Source organism: Corynebacterium jeikeium, assembly GCA_003955985.1.
GTDB classification, from domain to species: domain Bacteria; phylum Actinomycetota; class Actinomycetes; order Mycobacteriales; family Mycobacteriaceae; genus Corynebacterium; species Corynebacterium jeikeium_D.
This window is the reverse complement of record CP033784.1, coordinates 1,147,642-1,165,301: the sequence shown is the minus strand read 5'-3', so window position 1 is coordinate 1,165,301 and position 17,660 is coordinate 1,147,642. Positions and strand designations below refer to the sequence as shown.

Here is a 17,660-nt window from a genome sequence, read left to right as displayed (position 1 = left end):
CTCTCAAGGATTTTAAGACTGCTCGAGCCACACCGCGGTTGCAACGATGCCTGCACCGCGAGCCCAGAAGCCTTTTACTCCGCAGAAGGCGTCGGGAATCTCACGGTGAAACGTTAGCTGTAAAGGTCCGCCTGTGAGTCCTCGGGAAAAACCTCGCGCTGCTATCCGTTTCTTTCGCAGTTGGACGGAGACTTCGTCGAAGTCTAGCCACTGCCCGACTATCGGCTCCCAGAGTTTGTACATTGATTCCTTGGCGCTAAATTGCACCAGCGGGTCAAGGCGTGCTTCGTCAGTGCGCAAGACTGCCTCGATGATTCCTAACTCTAGAGTCTGCTCGACCTCGACATCGATGCCAATCCCCTGCAGCTGTTCAGCGCTCGCGGACACGGCTGCCACGGCCCCGTCGCAATGGCTAATTGACCCCACGACTCCTCGCGGCCACAGCGGCGCTCCGGTGGTCGACATGCCAATCCCATGTGGGGCAGGCTCTCCTAGCCGTTGCACCGCCTCATGCGCAGCGAGGCGCCCTCGGGTGAAATCACGGATTCGAACAGGTGCTGCACTATCAGACAGCCTCAACTCAGCGCTACGGAGCTGCTGCAATTCCGCATCACTAAACGGACGCTCGGCATTGGAGTCAATAACTAGCCGGCTACCGGCGGGCAAATGCCTGGCCAGATACTCCTGGACGTCGGCAAGCACACTCATGCGCTGATGCCGTACCATTTCTCTCCACGGAAACGGGTAGCGACAAAGATTAGTCGCAGAATCATGAAGGCCAAGAGACCGCACCACACGCCGGTCAGCCCCCAGCCAAATGCCTGCGCCAGCCAGACCGGTGGGAGGAATCCGCACAGGACCGCGCTAACGGTGGCGTTACGGAGGAAGGCTGCGTCGCCGGCGCCGAGCAACACGCCATCGAGCGCGAAGACGACACCGCCGATAGGAATCATTGCGACAAGAATCCACCATGGTCCGGCGGTGACTGCGTCAATCACGCCTGTTGCGTCGGTAAAAATGCGGACGATGCTGGCATTACCTACTGCGAAAACAGCCGCTAGGCCGAGGGCAATGACGCTTGACCAGACCGTCACGCGCTTGCCAGTCCAGCGGGCAACGGCCGTGGAGCTACCGCCCAACGCTGCACCGACGAGCGTCTGTGCAGCAATCGCTAGCGAGTCGAGCACCAACGAAATCAGATTCCACAGTTGCAGCATGACCTGGTGCCCACCGAGCGTGGTCGGCCCAACGCGGCCAGCAACCGCTGCGGCGGAGAGGAACGCTACCTGGAAGGACAAGGAGCGAACGATGAGATCGCGGCCGAGGACCAGCTGGCTTTTGATAATGGCGCCATTCGGGCGCATGGAAAGCTTGCGGCTAGAGCACTCTTTGAAAAGACTGCGGAGGAACAGTCCGCCGGTAATCAATTCGCCGAAGAGAACGGCCAGCGCAGAGCCCTCGAGACCGAAGGCGCGGACCAGCGGCACAATCACAATGGCGGCCGGAACAAGGCCTGAGAGCACAAATAGCAGCGGCGCGCGGGTGTTTTGGATACCGCGCAACCAACCATTTCCAGCCTGCGCAATCAACGTCAGCGGAATGGCGAAGGCAGCAACTCGCAACCACTGCCCGGCATCATGAGCGACCTCCGGATGAGGAGCTAACCAACCGGTAAATACTGGTGCCAACCCCACGATGATGGCAAAGAGGCTAAGGCCCACAAAGATGGCGACCCACGTCGCTTGCAGTCCCTCTTCAACCGCCTCGTCCACGTTGCCCCTGCCAAAGGCTCGCGCTGATCGGGCGGTCGTGCCGTAAGCCAAGAAAGTAAGCTGCGTAGTTACCACAGAAAAAACCGTCGAACCAGCGGCAAGCGCCGCAAGCTGAACAGCTCCAAGCCGACCGATGACAGCCGTATCCAGCAGCACATAGAGTGCGGGCGCGGCAAGAACACCCAACGCTGGCAGCGCCAGCGAAACGATTGCGCGAAGGCTGACATCTGACTTCGCACTGTGCCCGGTTCGCTCTATGCCGGTTCGCTCTATGCCAGTTTGCTCTATGCCAGTTTGCTCAATCTCAGTGCGCTCCTGAGCTTCTCGCGAGTCCGACAATCCCCTAGGCCTCGCTCGTGCCTCGGCGTGCCTGGGCTGCGACATCGCTGGTGTCCAGGATGGCCTGCAGCAGCTCATCCTTGCTGCACTCCCGAGTCAGACCGGCGGCACGCTCGTGGCCACCGCCGCCAATTTCCAGGGCGACCTGGGAGACATCGACAAGCTCGCGAGAACGCAGCGAGACGGCCCACTGGTTTGGCTCATACTCCTTAAGCACGGCACAGACGTCGGCCGCATTAGTCGTACGCACAATGTCCACGACCGATTCAATCTCATCGTGGCCAACTTCGGCGGTCTGGTCGTGCTCAATGACGACGTGGATTAGGCCAGCGCCGTCGCCCCACTCGGGCACCAATGTCGCGGTGGAAAGCACCTTGCCCAGGAATGGAAGGTAGGCAAACGGATGTTCTTCCAGCAGCTGTGCACCAATCGTGCGCGGATTGAGCCCCTTATCCAGCAGGCGCGCCGCTGCAGTGTGCATGCGGGAATGGCCGAACTGGAACGATGCGGTGTCCGTCAACAGCCCTGCATAGAGAGCATGAGCCATCGGCGTGGTCAGCTTGATACCCCAGACACCAAAGAAGTCCAGGAGCACCATGGTCGAGGACTCTGCGCGTTCGTCAACCATGTTGACGGACCCAAAGCGAGTGTTGGTCGCGTGATGGTCAACATTGATAACGCGGTCGGAGGCCATCACGCGATCTTCCAGCGCACCGAGGCGCCCCGGGCTTGCGCAGTCGACAGTCACCCACGTGTCAATGTCTTCATCCAAGTCCGTGTACTCGACAAATCGCTCCCATCCGGGGATGGTCAACAGCGACTTGGCTGGCAAATCGCTCTCACCGTAGCTGGCTACAGCCGAAATGCCACGCTGTACAAGTGCCATGACCATCGCAGATGCAGCACCAATCGCATCCGCATCGGGGTGAACATGGGCAATGACGCCGACCTTCTTGGCGTCGGCAAGCATATCCTGCATCTGCTGAATCGGCTTGGACATGCGGCGATTAATCGCCTGGGAAAGCTGGTGAGCTGCCTGCTCCTGAGCCTGCGGAGAAGTGGTCACGTGGGTGCCCCTTTCATCGATAGATGTGGCCGGTGGAGAGTTTTACTCCTCGTCGCGGTATGGGTTGGCATCGCCTGCGGGCTTTGCGTTTCTCGCCTGCTCAGCCAATTCCGCGTCGCGCGCGCGAGTCTTATCGAGCAGCTCCTCAAGGTGCGCGGAAATCTCCGGCACCGTGTCAACCTCAAAAGCCAGCGTCGGTGTGTAGCGCACACCAGTGCCACGACCGACCAGGGAACGCAGCTGCCCCTTCGCCTTTTCCAGCGCTGCTGCTGCCGACTCGTAGTCCGGTTCCTCGTCGAGCGTACGTCCGCGCACAGTGTAGAAAACTGTGGCGTCGTGCAAATCGCCGGTGACGCGGCAGTCGGTGATAGTCACAAACTCTAGCCGCCGGTCCTTAATCTCACGCTCAATTGCGCTGGCGACAATCTCCTGAATACGCTTGGACAGCCTGCGCGCGCGTGCTGGATCTGCCATTTTTGGCTACTCCCTATCTATCTCTACCTGTGCGTAACGATTCGTAGCTAGACCCCATTTAGCGTGGGGCTTGAAGTGCCCCTTCGCTGACAAAGACCCATTTGGGATCCGGCAAAACGGTTCAATACAAAGGACTGCTAATACTAACACGCAAAACACTACTCAACTTCGAACCGCATGTTTCGCGACTTCGCCCGCACCCGTTTACCGAGTGCAGTCAATTGCTTCGCCGCACGCTCGCCCTTTGTTATTAACCCATTAATCATCACGACAACACTGCCACCACCATCGATGTCATCGACGGCATGGGGAGTCGCTACTACGGAATTGCGCAGCTGAAACGCAGCCTACCCGTACGCTCTTAACGGCGCTCCACGAAGTTGTACATCGGTAACCCATTAACATGGGAGCAGTCAGGCAGTGAATCCATCACACTGTCCTGCAATGGTGTTTCTCCCTCGATGCCGAAAATCCATTTAACCGCAGCATTACCTAGCTCCAGCGGATGGAAAAGGTAACTTACCTCACCATTTTTATCCTTGGGCGCCACACTGCCATGGGTTTGTTCCCATTCAGCCACATCCGTCGGATGTAGTACCTCGACGTGTTCACCGTTAGCGAACGGTACCTCAAAATCCAACAGTCGTCCAGAGCTGAAAAACCGCTGCATGTCAAAATCATAGTCTTCGCAGCTTGCTTCTAATTCCCTGGTAGGAGTCTTATAGTGGCAGAAATCGACAACACTATTGATGCACAGTGACCAACTTTCGCGAGGATCGTTCGCCAACGCTGGGTCCTCAATAAGGTCGTATACGTCGTCGGTCCCGAAAAGCAGCGTTGGCCCAAACGCTACCGCGTGGAAGTACCAATTATGACCATCCTCAATGGTTTCTTCGGAATCAAAGGCGAATTTCCCTGGCCAAATCTTGTCCAATTGCGCAAGAGTCTCCTCTGCGCTCGCAGGAGGATAATTCAAAATATTCGTTCGCGGCAGTTCATCTGAGAGTGCAAAGAGATTAGTTTTGAAGCCCATAACGAACACGATACGCAAAAAGGCGCTCCCCGAAGGGAGCGCCTTATCAAAGTTCACGCAGTGTTTAGCTTACGTTGCTACGTGCGCGGAACCTCGACCATCTCGTAGACCTCGATAACGTCGTCCACCTGGATGTCCGGGTAAGACAGCACCATACCGCACTCGTAACCGGCTGCGACCTCGGTAGCATCGTCCTTCTCTCGCTTCAGCGACTCGATAGTCGCCGAATCCGTAATGACGTTGCCGTCACGAACCAGGCGAGCCTTCGCGTTGCGGCGGACCTTGCCGGACTCGACCATACAGCCGGCGATGAGGCCAACTGCGGAGGACTTGAAGATGGCGCGAATCTCTGCACGACCAATCTCCTTCTCCTCGTAGACCGGCTTGAGCATGCCCTTCAGAGCAGCCTCAACATCCTCGATAGCACGGTAAATCACCGTGTAGTAGCGGATGTCAACGCCCTCAGCGTTGGCAACCTCTGTGGCCTTACCCTCGGAGCGAACGTTGAAGCCGATGATGACGGCGTCAGACGCAGCAGCCAGCGTGACGTTGGTCTGAGTAACAGCACCGACACCACGGTCGATGATGTTCAGTGCGACCTCGTCGTCGACCTCGATCTTGAGCAGGGCTTCTTCCAGTGCCTCGACGGTACCGGCGTTGTCGCCCTTCAGGATCAGGTTGAGGGTGTTGGTCTCCTTCAGGATCTCGTCCAGGTTCTCCAGGGAGACGCGCTTGCGACGACGTGCTTGCAGCGCATTACGACGACGTGCGTCGCGGCGGTCTGCAATCTGGCGGGCCGTACGATCCTCGTCAACAACCAGGAGGTTGTCACCAGCACCCGGTACGGAGGTCAGGCCGAGCACCTGAACCGGACGGGAAGGACCGGCCTCATCGACGTCGTTGCCGTACTCATCGACCATGCGGCGAACACGACCATATGCGTCACCGACAACGATGGAATCACCGACGCGCAACGTACCGCGCTGAACGATAACGGTTGCCACCGGACCACGGCCACGGTCAAGGTGAGCCTCAATGGCGACACCCTGAGCGTCCATATCCGGATTGGCGCGCAGATCCAGCGAAGCATCGGCAGTCAACAGCACTGCTTCGAGAAGCTGATCGATGTTGAGACCTTGCTTAGCGGAGATATCGACGAACATAGTGTCGCCGCCCCACTCTTCGTCAGTGAGACCGTATTCAGTCAGCTGACCACGAATTTTCTGCGGATCTGCAGTTTCTTTATCAATCTTGTTGACTGCAACGACAATCGGCACATCAGCGGCCTTGGCGTGGTTAATAGCCTCAACCGTCTGCGGCATGACGCCGTCATCAGCTGCAACAACCAGAATCGCGATATCGGTCGACTTGGCACCACGAGCACGCATGGCGGTAAACGCCTCGTGACCCGGGGTATCCAAGAAGGTAACCTTGCGCTTCTCACCGTCGAGCTCCACCGGCACCTGGTAGGCACCGATGTGCTGGGTAATACCACCGGACTCGTGGCCACCGACGTTGGCCTTACGAATCGTGTCCAACAGGCGCGTCTTACCGTGGTCGACGTGACCCATCACAGTTACCACTGGCGGGCGCTGCTCCAGGTCCTCATCGTCGCCCTCGTCCTCACCGAACTGGAGGTCGAAGGACTCGAGGAGCTCGCGGTCCTCATCCTCAGGCGAGACGACCTGGACCTTGTAATCCATCTCGTCGCCGAGCAGCTGCAGGGTCTCGTCGGAGACCGATGCAGTTGCCGTCACCATTTCGCCGAGGTTGAACAACGCCTGGACCAGCGATGCTGCATCGGCGTTAATCTTCTCAGCGAAGTCAGACAGGGATGCACCACGTGCGAGGCGAATGGTCGTGCCCTTACCGTTGGGCAGCTTAACGCCGCCTACCACGGATGGTGCCTGCATTGCCTCGTACTCGTTGCGCTTCTGACGCTTCGACTTACGTCCGCGACGCGGGGCGCCTCCTGGTCGCCCGAATGCACCTGCAGTTCCACCGCGACGTCCGCCGCGACCACCGCGCGGTCCGCCACCCGGGCCACCCGGGCCGCGACCACGGCCGCCGAAGCCACCGCCACCGCCACCGCGGCTTGCCTTTGCAGGCATCTGCCCCGGGTTCGGGTGCGAAGGCATCATTGCCGGAGTCGGACGATTGCCGCTCGGCTTATTACCGCGGCCCTGTCCACCCTGCGGGCGAGGGCCACCCTGGCGTGCTCCCGGTTTCGGGCCCGGACGGCCGTTTCCACCCTGCGGGCGAGGGCCACCCTGGCGTGCTCCCGGCTTCGGGCCCGGACGGCCGTTTCCACCCTGCGGACGCGGCATGTTGGACGGCCGCGGTGCCGGACGGGAGGATCCGCCGGTCGAGAATGGGTTGTTCGCCACACGCGGTGCGCGTGCGCCTGGCTTCGGCCCTGGCTTCGGGCCAGCAGGCTTCGGCGGGCGTGGCATTTCTTGTCCCGGCTTCGGCGAACGGGACGGTGCAGCTGGCTTGGCACCCGGCTTTGCCGCCGCTGGTGCAGCAGGCTTAGCGCCTGGCTTAGCTGCTGGCTTGGCACCCGGCTTTGCCGCCGCTGGTGCAGCAGGCTTGGCACCTGGTTTTGCAGCTGGCTTGGCACCCGGCTTTGCCGCCGCTGGTGCAGCAGGCTTAGCGCCTGGCTTTGCAGCTGGCTTGGCACCCGGCTTTGCCGCCGCTGGTGCAGCAGGCTTAGCGCCTGGTTTTGCAGCTGGCTTGGCACCCGACTTAGCAGCAGCCTTGGTAGTTGGGGCCTGGGCAGACGCGTCAGCACCTGCGCCAGCATTCTTCTCTTCGTAGACCTTCTTCATCTTCCTGACGACGGGTGGTTCCACCGTCGAAGAAGCGGTCTTAACAAACTCGCCCTGAGCCTTCAGCTCGGCGAGTAGTTCTTTGCTGGTGACCCCGAGCTGCTTAGCGAGCTCATGGACACGTAGCTTTCCGGACACTGCTCTCCTCACTAGTGGGGGCCGAGCAGCGCCCGATGGCGGATTTGTCCGCGCACCGAGAGCGCCTGCAGGGCTCCCTCTTATCTATTGCCGTTCATCGCTGATGCTTCATCGTGTGCTCATCAGTGTTCAGGTCTTTCTGTTGTCATTTTTCCTGCCTCCCTGCTTAGCGACACGCACATCGTCAGCGGGGGCGAAACCCTCCGCCGCTTCGTAGTGCGTGGCGATAAACTGTTTAACCGGAAACGCATCTACCTGCGTAGATACCTTCAGTGCGCGGCCAAATGCACGGCGCTTGTCGGCGATCTCCCAAGCCTTTAGTGTTGGGGTGATCCAGGCACCTCGCCCCTGCATCCGACGATGCGGATCAGCAACGACGGCTACTGAGCCATCTGAACGGGTGGTGGCGACAATGCGTAGCAGCTCCGAGCAATTGTGGCGCTGCTTAGTTGCAATACAGGTACGTGTGGGTGCAGGCGTATGAGTTGTCGAATTCGGGTTTAGCACCCGCGAAGTCGTCATACTCCTGACGCACCCACCTTCCTGCTAAGAAATTCAGCGCGAAAATTCGCATAGGAAAATCACGCCTTGTCGTTTGGCCACCTCCCAGCATAACCCGAAAAGGCGGAAAAGTGCCAACCCCCTAGGCACTTTCCCGCCACTTTCGCAACCGCTGGGACGCTGACGTTGTGTCTACTCCGCGTCGGAGTGGATATCGATTCGCCAGCCGGTCAGACGAGCCGCCAGACGGGCATTCTGTCCCTCCTTGCCGATAGCAAGAGAGAGCTGGTAGTCGGGCACCACAACGTGTGCACGGCGCTCGTCCATGTCCAGAATCTTGACACTAACTACCTTGGCGGGCGCCAGCGAGTTACCAACGAACTTCGCCGGATCCTCGTCGTAGTCGATGATGTCAATCTTCTCGCCCTTGAGCTCATTCATAATCGAGTTCACACGCTGACCGCGGGGCCCAATGCAGGCGCCCTTAGCGTTGAGGCCCTTGACCGTGGGGCGTACAGCAACCTTGGTGCGGTGACCGGCCTCGCGCGCAATGGAAATCAATTCCACTGCCCCATCGGCAACTTCCGGAACTTCAAGTTCGAAGAGCTTACGAATGAGCTCCGGATGCGTGCGTGACAGGTGAATCGCAACACCGCGCGGTGTCTTGTTCACACCGACGACGTAGCACTTGATGCGGTCACCGTGCTTGAGTTCCTCACCTGGCAGCTGCTCAGCCGGCATCAGAATACCGTCTCGGCCGTTGGCCTCCGAACCGATGTGGACGACGACAATGCCCTTTTCATTGGCATAGACATCGCGCTGGACCACGCCGGAAATGACCTGATTAGACAGGTCTGCGTATTCGTCGAGAACCTTATCGCTCTCCGCATCCCGCAGACGCGAAAGGATGGTCTGACGAACAGCGAATGCAGCGGTACGCTCGAAGTCCTCCGGAGTGTCGTCCCATTCGGAGATGAGATTGCCCTCGTCGTCTCGCTCCTGGGCAAAGACTATGACGTCACCGGTCTCACGGTCGATTTCGACGCGCGCATACTGTGCCGGTGCGGTGGTGTTACGGTAGCTTTCACGCAATGCTCGGGCGACCAGTCCCAGCATTTCGTCGACAGGAATACCCTTTTCCTTTTCCAAGGTTCGCAGGGCAGCTAGTTCAATCTTCACTTGTTATCCTCCAGCCTGGTCAAGGCATCGTCATAGTCTAGTCCCGCAAAATCCTTCTCGGCTGCGGGCGGATTAGAGAATTCAACTTGTACCACTGCACGGGCCACATTGGTTAATTGGACACGCTGGCCAACAGCCTTCAAACGTCCCTTTGGCCCCTTAGAGGTAACGAGAATGATGGATTCTTCATCCGGCGACAGCGCACCAATGCGGGCTGCAATCGCGGAACCGTCGGCAAGCGAAATCTCCGCAATACGACCACGGTTACGACGCCAGTGCCGAGGCTGGGTCAGCGGTGCGTCAATACCAGGAGTGGAAACTTCCAAGGTGTAGCCCTGAGCGCCGAAGTCCGCTTCACCACGTGCCTCCGCGGCATCCAGAGCCGAAGATACTTCATACGTGGCCTGTTCCAGAACATCGAGGTCAGGACGCTCATCTGCGTCAACTAACACAATGACCTGTGACTTTGCGCCGGCGCGAACGACCTTGACATCTTCCACATCCAGGCCGATTTGTGCGAGCGCCGGGCTCACAAACTGTTCAATTTTCTCGGGTGCGGGTATCGCCATAGTCGTAGAGTCTACAGGTCAAGTACTAGGAATTGCGCACCTGGGCGCTTTCCACATACCGCATTGACACAAAGTGCCGCCCGCCGTGGCACCATAGTGAGGTGATTGTTGAACCTCCCTCCCCCAGTTTTGCTTCCGCATCGCATCGCACTCGTACTCTCTCGCGCCGTGGCTTCCTCGCTGCTGCCCTCGCCGTGGGATCACTTCCTGCGCTTTCCGCGTGCTCGCATCTGGTGGCACCGCGCCCCGATTACGCCATTGAGGTTCTCCATGCGCTGGCGGCGCGCGATGCACAGTCGCTTAGCGACGCCAATCCTGACCTCGCAGCGGTGCGCTCCGCGCAGGTTACCGAACTGGATAAGGAAATCACACGCGCCTGCGGCACCCACAAGGACGGTAAACCTGTCGATGAATGTGGCTCGGACGTAGCAGTCCCAGGATCCCTGGTTACCGGTTCCGACGCGAAGCTACTGCTCACGGACTCGCGAAACAATCCCGTACTGACGAATGCCCTGGATTCACGCACTGCATTGCGGGAGGAGCACACTGCGCGCCTCGCCACGGCTGTCGATGGCGGTATCGTCCTCGCTCTGCGTGTTGCGGGCGCTGAGTGGGAGGAGCTTGTCCCATTGATTCCCAGTGACAGGGATGAAATCTCGGGTGCCGAAGAACAGATGACTAAGGCACTGCAAGCCGAATACATGATGATTTACGGTGTCGGCGTAGCCGCACCACGTGTCGGAGGCGATACCACTACTGCACTTTTGGCCCGTGGCGAGCGCCACCGAATTTTGCGCGATCGTGCCCGACTAATTTTGGAGGATTCCGACGTTGAGGTGCCGGAGAGCGCACCTGGCTATATGCCGGAAGGCGCTCCTTCGCCAGATACGGCACCCGTCGATTACATGATTGCATTGGAGCGCTATTGTGCCCAGGCGTGGGAAGACGTATTGCTCGCTGCTAATAACCCTCGGATGCGTATGTTCGCGCTGCAGGCAGCTGGCGTGGCTGCCGCCGGAGCGGCAGCGCTAGGTGGCAACAACTTGGAGCCGTTGCCCGGGCTCTAAGCCTTGCGAACCAGCTCCGCGACGTGAGCTGCAATGCCGTCAGCGGCGACCTCGTCGGTCTCGTTGGTCAGGCGGTTACGCAGCTCCACCTTGCCGTCCGCGTAGCCACGGCCAAAGATGACCACAAACGGCATACCCAGCAGCTCGGCGTCCTTGAACTTCACACCGGGGCTGACCTTCGGACGGTCGTCGAAAAGCACCTCAATGCCCTGCTGGCTGAGGTCTTCCGCCAGCTGTTCAGCGGCCTCAGCTGCTTCGGCGTTCTTGCCGGCCACAGCGATGTGAACCTTGTACGGTGCCGCGGCAACTGGCCACTTGAGGCCCTTTTCATCCAACTGCTGTTCCGCGAGGACAGCGACCAGGCGGGACACGCCAATGCCGTAGGACCCCATCGTCGGACGAGCACGCTTACCGTTGACATCGAGGATGTCGATTTCAAAGGCGTTGGTGTACTTGCGGCCCAACTGGAAAATGTGACCGATCTCGATTCCGCGCTCGATCTTTAGCGTGCCATGCCCCTCCGGAGCCGGGTCGCCGTCACGCACCTCTGCGACATCGCAAATACCATCAATCTGGAAGTCGCGACCAGCGACCACATCGACGATGTGCTTGCCTTCCTCGTTGGCTCCTGTAATCCAATTTGTGCCCTCCGCCACGCGGGGGTCAGCTAGGACCTTCACACCGCGATCGGCGAGCCCCTGCGGGCCGACGTAGCCCTTGATCAGGAAGTCATTGGCTGCGAAGTCCTTGTCCTCCAGCAAGCGCGCCTCACCCGGTTCAAATGCGACTTCAAGACGCTTTTCATCGACCTCACGGTCACCGGGAACCAGGATTGCGGTGAGCTGTTCCGGCAGGGCGTTGCCCTCCTTATCGACCTTCTTCGGGTCGACGGCGACGAGAACGCACTTCAAAGTATCGGCAGCAGTGACCTCGCGTCCGAGGTCCGCACCATTGGCCCAATCAACAAGTGCTGCGATTGTGGTGCAGTTCGGAGACTCGTAAACCTTCGCCTCCGGTTGTCCCTCAATCGGCTGCGGTTCAACTGCCGGAATCTTCACGGCTTCCACATTGGCGGCGTACTCACCGTCGGTGGAGACTACGAAGGAGTCTTCGCCACTTTCGCTAACAGCCAGGAACTCCTCGGAGGCCGAACCGCCCATAGCGCCGGAGGTGGCGTGGCAGATTTCGTACTTAATGCCCAGCCGGTCAAAAATTCGCTGGTAGGCACCGCGGTGCTGCTGATAAGAATTCTCCAGCCCCTCGTCGTCCATGTCGAAGGAATAAGAGTCCTTCATCACGAACTCGCGGCCACGCAGAATACCAGCGCGCGGGCGAGCCTCGTCGCGGTACTTGGTCTGAATCTGAAACAGCGTCGTCGGGAAATCCTTGTAGGAGCTGAAAAGATCCTTGACAGCCAGCGCGAACATCTCTTCGTGCGTCGGCCCCAGCAGGTAGTCCGCGCCCTTGCGATCCTTCAGACGGAACAGCTCGGGGCCGTATTCGGTCCACCGATTCGTCGCCTCGTACGGTTCACGCGGGAGCAGTGCAGGGAATGCCAGCTCCTGTGCGCCAATGCCTTCCATCTCCTCGCGCACAACCTTCTCTACGTTGCGCAGAACCTTCAAGCCCAGTGGCAGCCAGGAGTACACACCAGGGGCAGTTCGCCGGATGTAGCCGGCACGGACGAGCAGCTTGTGGCTAGGGACCTCGGCGTCAGCTGGATCCTCGCGCAGTGTGCGCAGGAACAGCTGGGACATTCGCGTAATCATGAATGCTGATTTTACCCGTCGATCATTCTTCGCAACATGCGGGGCATTACTATTGTGCCCATGCTCGTAGTCCTACCCCCCTCTGAAACCAAAGCCACTGGTGGCAGCCATCCCGCAGTAGACTTTTCCTCGCTGAGCTTCGGCTCCCTCAACCCCATCCGCGAGCGCATTGCAGCCGATCTCGTGGCGCTAAGTGCGAACAGGGAAGCCGCGATGGAAACACTGAAGCTGGGGCCACGGCTTGCTGACGAAGTCACAGCTAATGCCGCGCTCCTAGAGTCGCCGACCATGCCGGCTCTCGAGCGTTATACCGGGGTGCTCTACGACGCACTCTCCCCCAGCGATTTGCCGGAAACCGGCCGTGCTCGACTCGCCATCGGGTCAGCGCTCTTCGGTGTCATTGGCGGGGACGACCTCATCCCCCACTACCGTCTCTCTGGTACGGTCAAGCTCCCCTTCGCGGATCAGCCTGCCGACGCGGCTCCCACAATGAAGCGCCGTTGGGGTACCGCCATCACCGAGGCTCTCAATGATGTCGACTTCCTCATCGACCTTCGTTCCGGCACCTACGCCAATTTGGGCAAAGTCAAGAGCGCGACAACGATGACCGTGCTCACCGCCGAGGGCAAAATCGTCAGCCACTTCAACAAGCACTACAAGGGCCTATTTGCCCGCGCCATCGCCCTTTCCGACACGACACCGACCTCCCCCACAGAGGCCGTCGACATCGCACGCGCCGCAGGATACGACGTCTCGCTTGACGACGACACCCTCATCTTCCGCGTCCCGGAAAACTAAATGTCGTCGTTGTAGCGCTTTCGGCCTGCCACAATGGCGGCAATCAGAGCGATAATAGCGATGAAAATGCTGTCGTATCGCGATCCTTCTCCGCCGAGGAGAAGGAGTCGGAAGATGATCATGGTTCCGAGGTAGAACACCAGGAAGGTCGCAGCGCCCATCCAGATGGCGCTACGCAGCTGATCGTCGGCAAGCAGTCGGGTAACAAGCCCTGCCTTTTGCTGCTCTGGCTCACGCTTCCTCGACTTGTTGTTGCTCAACTTGTTGTTCTTACTCATCGCCCTCATCCAGACCGGCGACTTCACCGATGACGATAACCGCGGGCGGCTTGATTGCCTCTTCGACCATTTTCTCGCCAAGCTCGCCGAGTGTGCAGCGTAGCGACCTCTGATTCGGCAGCGTGCCGTCCTGGATGACCGCAGCCGGAGTCTTCGGGCTGCGGCCGGCCTTCATCAGAGCCTCGGCAATCTTTGGCCCGTTCTTAACTCCCATAATGATGGCAATAGTGCCGTGCATCCGGCCCAGCGCATCCCAATTGACCAGCGATTTCCTGTGCCCCGGTGGGACGTGACCGGACACAACAGTGAATTCATGGTTGACGCCACGCATAGTAACTGGGATGCCAATCGTCCCCGGTACCGCCAGTGCTGAAGTAATACCCGGCACAACGCGAACCGGTACCCCAGCCTTCTGCAGCTCCTGAAGCTCTTCAAAACCGCGGCCGAAGATGTACGGATCGCCACCCTTGAGCCGGACCACAAAGTAGCCCTCACGGGCACGATGAACTAGCAGTTCATTGATGCGCTCCTGAGCCATGGCGCGGCCGTAAGGAAGCTTGCCGGCATCAATAATCTCGACATCCGGCTCCAAGTCACCGAGCAGCGACAGTGGACCGAGGTGGTCTGCAACGACAACGTCGGCAAGCCGGAGCAAGCGACGCCCCTCAACGGTAATCAGACCGGGGTCGCCCGGGCCACCGCCTACGAGTGCGACCTGACCAGCGAGGTCCCCAGCGCGCGACGCGCGACGGCCGGTCAGCGCCACAGGAGTAAGCGGGCTGGAAGCCCCGGTTTCATCGTCGACGAGAATACCTCGGCGGTGTCCCTCTAGAGTCACCTCACGCAGCAACGCCTCGTCACAGCAGACCATGAGAGCCTTGCCCCAGCTCATCGCCTCGGTAAAGCCGGTGCGGGTCAAAGTAATACGGCCGTCTGCAGCCCAGGCCTCAATCGCAGTTGTTACTTCCCCACCTTCACACACAGTGACATCAGCGCCAGAGTCCAACAGCCGAGGAATCACGCGCTCTGCAGCCGTGGAACCGCCAATCACCAACACACCGTAGTCTTTGAGAAGCAAACTCATAGCTAACACTTTACCCGGCGCACGAAGCGACAAAGCGACTGACGTTCCCCGGCGCACCCGCCGGATGAACATGCAGGTAACCGGCATGAATCCGCCCAGACTCGGAAACGAAGCCGTCGCGAACTGTTTCGCCTTGATATCCACGCCAACCCCAGGCTGGTTGCCACCCGGCCGCAGCAGCGACACTTGCGGTGTCATCGGTTAGGGCTGTCTTGTGGAACTCGTGACCGCGCACGCGCGTTCCTACCGGGCACAGCACAGAATCAGTCAGCGCCACAGCCTCCCGGTACCCCAGCTTCAACCGTGCCATGTGCGCTCGCCCCGGGATGATGCCACACATACGGCGCCCACCGAGATCTTCAAGCAGCCAGAGCAGCCCCGCGCATTCGCCGTGGATCAGCGCACCATCGTCGGCAGCCTGACGTAGATCGCGGCGAATGTCATCACGAATAGATAGCGCGTCGGCATGCTCTTCTGGGAATCCACCGGGCACGATGTAGCCTTCGGCTTCCGGCAGTTCGTCAACCAATGGGTCGAAATCCACGACCTCGGCTCCAGCGGCCTGCAATAGCTCACGGTGCTCTGCATAGGTAAACGAGAACGCAGGACCCGCCGCGACCGCTACACGCACGCGGCGCTGAGTAGCCAGCGGTGCAACGAACTGTGCAGGGTCCCATGGTTCAGCTGGATAGGGCTGCCGGGCAAGCTGGATAATCCGGTCGATGTCGATGTAGGTTTCCACCAAGTTGGCCATCGATTCAATGACCGCTTCTAGCTGCTCCCCCTGCTCGACTGCAGTGACCAGCCCCAAATGCCTGCTGGGCACCTCGATATCAGTCACTCGCGGAATAGCGCCGAGCACCTCGACCCCCATGGCCTCCACAGAACGGGTAATGATGTCCGCATGCCGCGGGCTGCCCACCTGATTAATAATCACGCCACTGACACGGACGTCAGTGCGAAGCGTGGAGAAACCGTGGACAACAGCCGCAGCCGACTGCGACATATGCCGGGCATCAATCACCAACACCACCGGAAGTCCCAACAGTGAGGCAATCTCAGCCGTCGAGCCCTCCACCGATAGCGGGTCGTCACCAATGCGGCCGTCGAAAAGCCCCATAACCCCTTCGACCACCGCAATATCGCTGTCGGCAGCTCCATGTGCGTAGAGCGGCCCAATCATCTCAGGCGCGCACATAAAGGAATCCAGATTGCGGCCGGGACGACCAGCGGCTACCCCGTGATAGCCAGGATCAATATAGTCGGGTCCGACTTTGAAAGGTGCCACCGCGTGACGGCGCGACAGTGCACGCATCAGGCCCGTGGAGATTGTCGTCTTTCCCGTGCCTGAAGCTGTCGCCGCGATGACAATTCCAGGCGCTACCACTCGATGCCCTTTTGTCCCTTACGTCCGACATCCATCGGGTGCTTAATCTTGGTCATCTCCGTCACCAGATCCGCGACCTCCACGAGCTTCGGATCCGCATCGCGGCCAGTCATCACCACATGCTGGCGGCCGGGACGGTTCCTCAATGTCTCCACCACATCGTCGACATCAATCCAACCCCACTTGATTGGGTAGGTGAACTCGTCGAGGACGTAGAAGTCGTGCACCTCATTTTCCAGGCGCCGTTTAATCTCCTGCCATCCCTCGGCAGCAGCTGCCGCATGGTCCTCCTCAGTGCCCTGCTTACGCGACCAAGACCAACCTTCGCCCATCTTGTGCCATTCGACCGGGCCGCCTTCCCCCGTGTCGTCGTGAAGCTCGCCCAATCGGCGCATGACAGCTTCCTCGCCAACCTTCCACTTTGCCGACTTCACAAACTGGAAGACACCGATATTCATCCCCTGATTCCACGCGCGCATCGCCATACCGAATGCCGCGGTGGACTTGCCCTTACCTGGGCCCGTATGCACCGCAGTAATCGGAATCATGCGACGCTGCCTGGTGGTCAGTCCATCGTTGGGAATTGATTTGGGGTCAAGCTTTCCTTGTGCCATGGTCTCGATGATAGGCATGGACCACGCCCGCCACGGCTTCGGCATTGAGTTCGGAGAGATTTATGCAGGTCGCACCCAATTCCACGCTGAGTTCCTGTGCCAGCCCCAGCCGCACGCGAGAGCGCTCACAGTCGATAACCACCGTCGCCGCCAACGCTTGACGACGGATCTTTGCGGCCACAGCCCTCGCCTGCTGCAGGCCATTTTTACCCGTTGCTCGGCCGTCGGAGAGCAAGACCATGATTGCGCGCCGTGTGGGCTCCCTATGGGCTTCCCGAACTACCACTTCGTGTGCCTTCAGCAGTCCTTCGGCCAATGGAGTTCGGCCACCAGTGCGGACATCTGCGAGGCGACGTACTGCGGTGTCGATAGACTTCGTCGGCGGTAAAACTAATTCGGCGTTATTTCCGCGGAAAGTAATGACAGCGACTTTATCGCGGCTTTGGTAGGCATCACGCAGCAGCGATGTGACTGCGCCGGTGACGGCTGCCAGACGGTCGCGTGCTGCCATGGAACCCGAGGTGTCCACGACAAAGACGACCAGATTGGACTCCGTTCCCTGTCGGATAGCGCCGTGAACGTCCGCCGGTTCCAGGGGAATCATGGAGTCGCCCATGCGGACGCCACGATTGGCCGCCGCCAGCACTGTCGCCGGCACGTGAAGACCATGGCCTCCCCGCTCGGCACCAATGGTGCTGCCCCGCGGGCCAATGGCCTTGGAACGCCGACCGGAATCCCCTTGGCCGACACCGTCGACGCTGATT

The 17,660-nt window shown here is 59.7% G+C and carries 17 protein-coding genes; 2 read left to right on the top strand and 15 right to left on the bottom strand.

Features of this window, described 5'->3' with window-relative positions:
• Positions 1-12: 12 nt before the first annotated feature.
• The 9 genes from EGX79_05145 to rimP all read right to left on the bottom strand — a co-directional run bounded on the left by EGX79_05145 (position 13) and on the right by rimP (position 9,899).
• Positions 13-708 carry a 4-phosphopantetheinyl transferase gene (locus EGX79_05145; protein ID AYX81620.1) on the bottom strand — a complete coding sequence of 232 codons (696 nt, stop codon included), beginning with the start codon at positions 706-708 and terminating at the stop codon, positions 13-15.
• Entirely contained in the window at positions 705-2,111 is a 1,407-nt protein-coding gene (locus EGX79_05140; GenBank protein ID AYX81619.1) for an MATE family efflux transporter, read from the bottom strand. Before EGX79_05140 ends, EGX79_05145 begins: the two co-directional genes overlap by 4 nt.
• Positions 2,112-2,115: 4 nt before the next feature.
• Complete coding sequence (locus tag EGX79_05135) at positions 2,116-3,177, bottom strand: phosphoesterase (protein AYX81618.1); 1,062 nt, start codon at positions 3,175-3,177, stop codon at positions 2,116-2,118.
• A gap of 42 nt (positions 3,178-3,219) precedes the next feature.
• Positions 3,220-3,651, bottom strand: a complete 432-nt coding sequence (gene rbfA, locus EGX79_05130) for a 30S ribosome-binding factor RbfA (protein AYX81617.1) — start codon at positions 3,649-3,651, stop codon at positions 3,220-3,222.
• 361 nt (positions 3,652-4,012) lie between these two features.
• Positions 4,013-4,741, bottom strand: a complete 729-nt coding sequence (locus tag EGX79_05125; GenBank protein ID AYX81616.1) for a hypothetical protein — start codon at positions 4,739-4,741, stop codon at positions 4,013-4,015.
• Between the two features lie 20 nt (positions 4,742-4,761).
• On the bottom strand, positions 4,762-7,650 hold the full coding sequence (locus EGX79_05120; protein ID AYX81615.1) for a translation initiation factor IF-2: 2,889 nt from the start codon (positions 7,648-7,650) through the stop codon (positions 4,762-4,764).
• A gap of 129 nt (positions 7,651-7,779) precedes the next feature.
• Positions 7,780-8,172, bottom strand: coding sequence for a YlxR family protein (locus tag EGX79_05115; protein AYX81614.1), 393 nt, complete (start codon positions 8,170-8,172; stop codon positions 7,780-7,782).
• Positions 8,173-8,343: 171 nt separating this feature from the next.
• The gene (gene nusA, locus EGX79_05110) at positions 8,344-9,330 is read right to left on the bottom strand and encodes a transcription termination/antitermination protein NusA (protein AYX81613.1); all 987 of its coding nucleotides are present in this window, start codon (positions 9,328-9,330) and stop codon (positions 8,344-8,346) included.
• Positions 9,327-9,899, bottom strand: a complete 573-nt coding sequence (rimP, locus tag EGX79_05105) for a ribosome maturation factor RimP (protein AYX81612.1) — start codon at positions 9,897-9,899, stop codon at positions 9,327-9,329. Before rimP ends, nusA begins: the two co-directional genes overlap by 4 nt.
• A 101-nt stretch (positions 9,900-10,000) precedes the next feature.
• Here rimP and EGX79_05100 point away from each other — a divergent pair, with 101 nt between their 5' ends.
• Positions 10,001-10,966 carry a DUF4439 domain-containing protein gene (locus EGX79_05100; protein AYX81611.1) on the top strand — a complete coding sequence of 322 codons (966 nt, stop codon included), beginning with the start codon at positions 10,001-10,003 and terminating at the stop codon, positions 10,964-10,966.
• Here EGX79_05100 and EGX79_05095 read toward each other — a convergent pair.
• A complete protein-coding gene (locus tag EGX79_05095; GenBank protein ID AYX81610.1) occupies positions 10,963-12,735 on the bottom strand; it encodes a proline--tRNA ligase in 1,773 nt (590 codons plus the stop codon). The two genes, EGX79_05100 and EGX79_05095, sit on opposite strands and share 4 nt — an antisense overlap.
• A gap of 60 nt (positions 12,736-12,795) precedes the next feature.
• Between EGX79_05095 and yaaA the strand changes: the two genes are divergently transcribed.
• Positions 12,796-13,533: a peroxide stress protein YaaA gene (gene yaaA / locus EGX79_05090; protein ID AYX82732.1), complete on the top strand. Its 738-nt coding sequence runs from the start codon at positions 12,796-12,798 to the stop codon at positions 13,531-13,533.
• Here the strand turns inward: yaaA and EGX79_05085 are convergent.
• Genes EGX79_05085 through EGX79_05065 form a run of 5 tightly spaced genes read right to left on the bottom strand, consistent with a single transcriptional unit; the run spans position 13,530 to position 17,659 of the window.
• Positions 13,530-13,820, bottom strand: coding sequence for a hypothetical protein (locus tag EGX79_05085; protein ID AYX81609.1), 291 nt, complete (start codon positions 13,818-13,820; stop codon positions 13,530-13,532). The two genes, yaaA and EGX79_05085, sit on opposite strands and share 4 nt — an antisense overlap.
• Positions 13,804-14,895: a uroporphyrinogen-III C-methyltransferase gene (gene cobA, locus EGX79_05080; protein AYX81608.1), complete on the bottom strand. Its 1,092-nt coding sequence runs from the start codon at positions 14,893-14,895 to the stop codon at positions 13,804-13,806. Before cobA ends, EGX79_05085 begins: the two co-directional genes overlap by 17 nt.
• Positions 14,896-14,905: 10 nt before the next feature.
• Entirely contained in the window at positions 14,906-16,282 is a 1,377-nt protein-coding gene (locus EGX79_05075) for a cobyrinate a,c-diamide synthase (GenBank protein ID AYX81607.1), read from the bottom strand.
• The gene (gene cobO, locus EGX79_05070) at positions 16,276-16,896 is read right to left on the bottom strand and encodes a cob(I)yrinic acid a,c-diamide adenosyltransferase (protein ID AYX82730.1); all 621 of its coding nucleotides are present in this window, start codon (positions 16,894-16,896) and stop codon (positions 16,276-16,278) included. The genes EGX79_05075 and cobO overlap by 7 nt, the downstream gene beginning before the upstream one ends.
• Positions 16,877-17,659, bottom strand: coding sequence for a VWA domain-containing protein (locus EGX79_05065; GenBank protein ID AYX82731.1), 783 nt, complete (start codon positions 17,657-17,659; stop codon positions 16,877-16,879). The genes cobO and EGX79_05065 overlap by 20 nt, the downstream gene beginning before the upstream one ends.
• Position 17,660 lies beyond the last annotated feature (1 nt).

Coding starts and splice junctions, on each gene's coding strand:
- rimP (AYX81612.1), bottom strand. CDS start 9,899: ATGGCGATACCCGCACCCGAGAAAATTGAACAGTTTGTGAGCCCGGCG.
- rbfA (AYX81617.1), bottom strand. CDS start 3,651: ATGGCAGATCCAGCACGCGCGCGCAGGCTGTCCAAGCGTATTCAGGAG.
- EGX79_05095 (AYX81610.1), bottom strand. CDS start 12,735: ATGATTACGCGAATGTCCCAGCTGTTCCTGCGCACACTGCGCGAGGAT.
- EGX79_05115 (AYX81614.1), bottom strand. CDS start 8,172: ATGACGACTTCGCGGGTGCTAAACCCGAATTCGACAACTCATACGCCT.
- cobO (AYX82730.1), bottom strand. CDS start 16,896: ATGGCACAAGGAAAGCTTGACCCCAAATCAATTCCCAACGATGGACTG.
- EGX79_05085 (AYX81609.1), bottom strand. CDS start 13,820: ATGAGGGCGATGAGTAAGAACAACAAGTTGAGCAACAACAAGTCGAGG.
- EGX79_05145 (AYX81620.1), bottom strand. CDS start 708: ATGAGTGTGCTTGCCGACGTCCAGGAGTATCTGGCCAGGCATTTGCCC.
- cobA (AYX81608.1), bottom strand. CDS start 14,895: ATGAGTTTGCTTCTCAAAGACTACGGTGTGTTGGTGATTGGCGGTTCC.
- yaaA (AYX82732.1), top strand. CDS start 12,796: ATGCTCGTAGTCCTACCCCCCTCTGAAACCAAAGCCACTGGTGGCAGC.